Consider the following 6,222-nt stretch of genomic DNA (forward strand, 5'->3'; position numbering starts at 1 on the left):
TCCTGCCGGAGGCTATATCAGATGGGGGATTGGCTCCCATCTGATATATAAAGGGGATATCTAAGGAGAAATCTCAGGATTTTGTCTCCGCGGCTAACAATCGCTCGCTGAGAAAAAATCCTGAGATTTCTCCATTTACACATTGGCTTAACGTATCTATTATTATGCCGAAAGGAAAATACGACTAAGCAACACTGTATAGAAAAAGGAATCAGGACATTTTGTCCTGGAAGGCGATTGTTAGCCTCCAGGACAAAATACCCTGATTCCGCTTCACTAAAGTTCCGTTATACCACATTACCGGCGGCTTCCGCCTGCCGTTTTTCCAAACGTTTCATAATCGCAAAGAATACCGGCATTACCACACATGTTGCCGCAATCCATGCCGTCTGATCCGTAAAGCACACTGCCGTGTATCCGAATCTCGGAATCACAAATACAGACATCAAACCTCTTGCCAGCAGCTCACTCAAGCCCGCACACATCGCAATCGCACTGTATCCAAGTCCCTGAATGGTCAGTCGTGTACAGTTCAAGAATGCCAGGAAGAAATAGAAAAATCCTGCACATGTTAACAACTGCTGTACATAACCAAGTACTTCTGTCTCACTGCCGGATACGAACAGCAACGCTATCTTGGAACCTGCAAAAATCAGCACGATTCCGATTCCGATACTGTACAGAACCGAAATTATAATTCCGGATTTCAGTCCTTCCCGGATTCGTTTTAAGTTTCCGGCACCAAGGTTCTGACTTCCGAAGGTCGCACTTGCTGTCGCGAATCCGTCATACGGACACATTGCCAGCTGTTTTACTTTTGCTGCTGCCGCAAAAGAAGATACATATACTGCGCCAAGTGTATTTACCGCACTCTGAAGCATGATGCTTCCGATGGCTGTAATGGAAAACTGTAATCCCATCGGTACTGCCATAGTAAACAATGTCTTTATGTAATGCATATCCAGTTTGCGCTCCTGAACATTTGTTTTCAGGACATCATATTTTTTCTTCATGTAGATAAAACAGAGAATACCAGATATTGCCTGTGACAAAATCGTTGCCCATCCGGCTCCGGCGGTTCCTAGTTTGAATACAATGATAAAAAGCATATCCAGAAAAATATTCATCACCGCAGACAATACCAGAAAATAAAACGGCGTCTTGGAATCTCCCAGCGACCTGATAATACCCGCCACTACGTTATATAAAAACGTAAACGGAATTCCCAGGAAAATGACAAACAGGTAATCATATGCCCCCTGATAAAACTGATCTGGTGTCTTCATCCAGGTCAGGATTGAACCGCACAGCGCACAGGTTACGATCGTCATGATCACAGCAAGAAAAATTGCCAGATATGCCGCATTCATCACAAATTTACGCATTTCGCTGTAATTTTTTGCACCAAATTTCTGCGCCACGGGTACTGCAAGTCCCGTACAGGTTCCAAGACAAAAACCAATGATCAGAAAGGTGATGGATGTAGTAGAACTTACACTGGTCAGGGCACTCAGTCCCAGATAACGACCTACGATCACGGTATCTACCATGTTATACATCTGCTGAAACAAGTTTCCCAGTACCAGCGGTATGGAAAACTGCCAAATTAACTTCATTGGACTTCCAACGGTTAAATCTTTTGTCATAACGTCTCCCTTCCGATTACTCGTTTTCTGTGTTTAAAAGCATCTGATAAATTTCACGTTTTCCGACGCCCCTGTCTTTTGCCACCTGCTTCATGGCGCTTTTTCGATCCATACCAGTGCTTAAGTAGCGCTCCATATGTTCTTCCACAGAAATTGCCTCCCAGGATTGCTGCTGCTCCTGCACCAGTTCTTCCCGGCTTCTGCCCTCAATAACTAACACGCACTCTCCGCGGACGCCCTGCTCCTCATAGTAACTGATCGCTTCGGAAAATGTAGTCTGAAATGCTGTCTCAAATTTCTTCGTCAGCTCGCGGCAGACCGTCAGTCTGCGGTCACCCAACGCATTCTGCAGTTCTTTTAACGTGCCAAGCAGATGATGCGGCGCCTCATACACAATCAGCGTTCTTGTATCATTTTTCAATTCTTCCAATACGGCTGCACGCTCTTTTTTCTCCTTTGGCAAAAATGCCTCGAAGGAAAAGCGGCGTGTCGGCAAACCGGACAGCGTCAATGCGGTAATGCAGGCTGCTGCCCCCGGAAGGGAAGTCACTTCAATGCCCTGCTCGTAGCAGATGCGCACCAGATCTTCACCCGGATCGGAAATGCCCGGTGTACCCGCATCGGTGATCAGCGCAATATTCGTTCCCTGCTGCATTTTTTCCACCAACTGATAGGCTTTATCCACTTTGTTGTACTCGTGGTAGCTGGTCAGCGGTGTTTTTATATCAAAATGATTCAGCAAATGAATGGAATTTCGGGTGTCTTCCGCCGCGATCAGATCGACTTCTTTTAATGTACGCAGTACACGGAGCGTAATGTCTTCCAAATTTCCAATCGGTGTCGCACATAAGTGTAATTTTCCTGCCATAACCTTATTTCACCTCACAATCTAATACAACGTTTTTTATTCACACAATCAATGGCTTTAATATCCATATACATCGTAAATCTCATCCGTATATTTTCCCGGCTCTTTGTACACGATCAGTGGCTTTTCCACGGTCATGCGGCTTTTTCCACCCCGCAGTCCCTCAATCAGCACCATATTTGGCTCCCGGTCCACATAAGGATATACCAGACGCATCCGTTTCGGCTCGATCCGATACTGCACCATCAGAGAAATGATCTCTGCCAGACGGAATGGGCGGTGTACCATATAAAAACGTCCACCCGGCACCAAAAGGCGCGCGCTCTCCCGGATAATATCTTCCAAATTGCACAATACCTCATGGCGTGCAATGGTTTTTGCCTCATGCAGATTCGTCAGTCCGTGCTGCGCGGTCATATACGGTGGATTTGTCGTCACGACATGAAAAGAAGATGCTCCAAAAATCTTTGAAGCATCCTTAATATCACCTTCTACGATGTCGATCCGATCCTGCAGATCATTCAGCGCCACACTACGCCGCGCCATGTCCGCACTCTCCGGCTGAATCTCCAGACCGGTAAAATGTTTTCCATCGGTCTTGGCTTCCATCAGAATCGGGATAATTCCATTTCCGCAACCCAGATCCAGACAGTTTTCGTGTTCTTTTGCCCGGGCAAAGCCGGACAGCAGCACCGCATCCATACCGAAACAGAATTTTTCCGGATTCTGGATAATGCGGTAACCGTTTCGCTGTAATTCGTCGATTCGTTCTCCCGGCAATAAATTACTCATTTAACTTGGAATGTCCTCCCTTGTCCTCTAACTCAGCAAGTTTGCGCATTTCCTCTTTGCTCAGACGCTCGCCATGATCTCTGCGGCGTTTGGAACGGAATTTCAGCTGTTTTACCGGATATTCGCGGATTTCTTTCTCATCGCCTACATCCACAACGACTTTCACCAGCTGGCGCAGTACGCTGACACTCTGTACCTCACCTTTCAGACCGTCCAGGGTTGTCACGCGGTCACCCACATTCGGCAGACGGCTGTTTAAGTATTCGTAAGTTTCTTCTTCGTTTTTCAGACAACACATCAATCGTCCACACACACCGGAAATCTTGGTCGGATTCAGGGACAGATTTTGCTCTTTCGCCATCTTGATTGACACCGGCGCGAACTCTGTCAGGAATGTGTGACAGCACAGCGGACGTCCACAAATACCGATACCGCCAAGGATTTTGGTCTCATCACGGACACCGATCTGACGCAGCTCGATTCTGGTACGGAATACACTAGCCAGATCTTTTACCAGCTCACGGAAATCGATACGTCCGTCTGCGGTAAAGTAAAACAGCAGTTTGTTGTTGTCAAAAGTATACTCTGCCTGCACCAGTTTCATGGCAAGACCGTGTTTTTCAATCTTTTCCAGACAGATCTTGTATGCATCTTTTTCTTTCTCATGGTTCTTCTCTTCGATACGGTCATCTTCCGGTGTTGCCACACGAATGACTGCTTTCAACGGCTGAACCACTTCATCATCTGTAATGTCCTTTGGTGGGACAATTACGGTACCGTACTCGATACCACGGGCAGTCTCCACAATGACGTGGCTGCCGCGCTCCAGTTTCAGGTTTTTCGGATCAAAATAATACACTTTGCCCGCCTGACGGAATCTTACTCCAGTTACTTTTATCATCTAATATTCTCCTTAATTGTCAATGCCAGCATTTCCATGGTCAGGTCAAAATTTACATTTGCCCGGATCCGTCTGTCTGCTGTGTCGATTGCATCTAAAATATGCTGCAGTCCCGCATAAGAACATTTTTCCGACTGGCGTCTGATTTCATACGCCTCCTCACGGAAAATCAACTGCTCCTCCGTCGCTGCTGCTTTATATAATAACACATCACGATACCAAAACAAAACTAAATCGAAAAATTCTCTGATGTCATCTTTGAAATCGTTCAGTGGTTTGATCTCCTGTAATAAATCATACTTCGGAATATCACCCAGTCTGCGTAAAAGCTGGGTTGTAAAATCTTTTAATTCGTTAAAACGCTCGGAAGACGCAAGGTTCATGGCACGTCCCACATTTCCTCTGGCAAACGCCGCACAGACTTCCGCCTTGTAATCCGGGATTTGACGCTGTTTCATCAGAAACTCCCGAATCTTCTCATCATTCACCGGCTTTACATCCAGCATCACGCACCGCGATCGAATCGTTGGTAAAAATGCATCCGCGTTCGTGGTCAGAAGCAGGATCACTGCATAAGCCGGCGGCTCCTCAATGGTTTTCAGCAATGCATTCTGCGCCTGCTGATTCATTTTTTCTGCTTCATCTACAATGTATACTTTATACTTACTGCTGTAAGGTTTGATCTCAATATCATGGTTGATCTGCTCACGGATATCCGCAACGGAGATCGTGTTTGGCTTTTCATGGCTCAGATAAATAATATCCGGCTGATTCTTATTTAACGACTGCTTGCAGGAATGACATTCCATACAGGGCTCCGCAATGGTTTCCGGATGCAGTGCTTCCCGCGGCTGTCCTGCCAGACCTTCCCTGTTTTTAATAGAAGTCTCACACTGTAGCGCCATGGCAAATGCCTCTGCCAGCATCATTTTTCCACTGTCTTTCGGACCATTGATAATATATGCATGGGATACTTTATCCATCACAATGGCACTCTGTAAATGTGCGATCAACTGTTCATGTCCGACAATCTCATGAAATCCTGCCATTTTGTCACTTCTGCTCCTCACTGCTAAAAATTTGCTTTCGCATGTAAAAATTCAAGAATGCTCCGGTATTCCTGCTGCCTGGCAAATAGAAAAAACGTTATCTTCCCACAATTCTACATGCGTTTATTTCATATCTAATATTTATTATCTATATAAGAAGCGATCTCCTGTGTGACCTGATCCAGATCTTTATTCAGGAAATGCTTTGTTATCTCTGCTTTTTTCAGATTTTCCTCTGAAAAATCCTGCTCGTCTGCCAGAAATCTGCGACACATTTCCGCATATTTTGGCTGCTCCTGTGACCGTTCCCGCTCCAATGCCCGCTGCAGGCGGACACCATCATCCACTTCCACATAGATTGGACACACATGCTCCGCGCCAAAATATGCACGAATCTGTTCATAGGCTTCCAATGTTCCGATCATCAGATAGTCACTTTCTGCCAGAACAATCTGTCCATCATCCGCGGTAAAATATTTCCACACGCCATACATGGTATCGTATGCCCGCAACTCAATAATCTTGCCCTCGCGTTCAAACTCCGCAACACGCTCCTCAGAACAGAAAAAATAAGATTCTCCCTCTGTTTCACCGGAACGAATCGGGCGGGTGGTATAAGGAACCACACGTCGCAGCTGCAATTCCTCCATTGCCAGAAGGCGGTTATAAATGGTATCTTTTCCAGATGCACTTTTGCCCATCAGGCAATAAATCTTTCCCATATGTTTCTCTCCTGCTCTCTATTTCCATCCATGTCATCTATTATTTTTCACGCATTTGTAGTTTTCATTTTACAACAAGTTTTTCTATCTGTAAAACCCACATTGAAAAAATCGCAGCAAAAATTCAAAAATGCTATCCGCTTTCCTGTTTCCTGCTACGATTTTTTAATTAATTTCAAGTCGAACGCACGTGAAACTTGGTGCGTGATTCTGGTCAGCGCAAGCTGACATCTTCTTTTCAGAA

General features: G+C 45.5%; 6 protein-coding genes. All 6 read right to left on the reverse strand.

The genetic code is table 11. The features are described from left to right. Nucleotides 1-287: 287 nt before the first annotated feature. Nucleotides 288-1,646, reverse strand: a complete 1,359-nt coding sequence (locus LG34_RS04065; protein WP_109215002.1) for an MATE family efflux transporter — start codon at nt 1,644-1,646, stop codon at nt 288-290. A gap of 16 nt (nt 1,647-1,662) precedes the next feature. Continuing rightward, the gene (gene rsmI / locus LG34_RS04070; RefSeq protein WP_109215003.1) at nt 1,663-2,514 is read right to left on the reverse strand and encodes a 16S rRNA (cytidine(1402)-2'-O)-methyltransferase; all 852 of its coding nucleotides are present in this window, start codon (nt 2,512-2,514) and stop codon (nt 1,663-1,665) included. A gap of 57 nt (nt 2,515-2,571) precedes the next feature. Then, entirely contained in the window at nt 2,572-3,306 is a 735-nt protein-coding gene (locus LG34_RS04075) for a tRNA1(Val) (adenine(37)-N6)-methyltransferase (RefSeq protein WP_109215004.1), read from the reverse strand. Continuing rightward, nucleotides 3,299-4,207 (reverse strand): PSP1 domain-containing protein, encoded by a 909-nt coding sequence (locus LG34_RS04080; protein WP_109215005.1) that lies wholly within the window; start codon nt 4,205-4,207, stop codon nt 3,299-3,301. The genes LG34_RS04075 and LG34_RS04080 overlap by 8 nt, the downstream gene beginning before the upstream one ends. After that, nucleotides 4,204-5,256 carry an ATP-binding protein gene (locus LG34_RS04085; RefSeq protein ID WP_109215006.1) on the reverse strand — a complete coding sequence of 351 codons (1,053 nt, stop codon included), beginning with the start codon at nt 5,254-5,256 and terminating at the stop codon, nt 4,204-4,206. The genes LG34_RS04080 and LG34_RS04085 overlap by 4 nt, the downstream gene beginning before the upstream one ends. Nucleotides 5,257-5,390: 134 nt before the next feature. Next, nucleotides 5,391-5,978, reverse strand: coding sequence for a guanylate kinase (locus LG34_RS04090; RefSeq protein WP_109215007.1), 588 nt, complete (start codon nt 5,976-5,978; stop codon nt 5,391-5,393). Nucleotides 5,979-6,222 lie beyond the last annotated feature (244 nt).

This window comes from Eubacterium ramulus (assembly GCF_003122485.1).
Lineage (GTDB): Bacteria > Bacillota > Clostridia > Lachnospirales > Lachnospiraceae > Eubacterium_I > Eubacterium_I ramulus_A.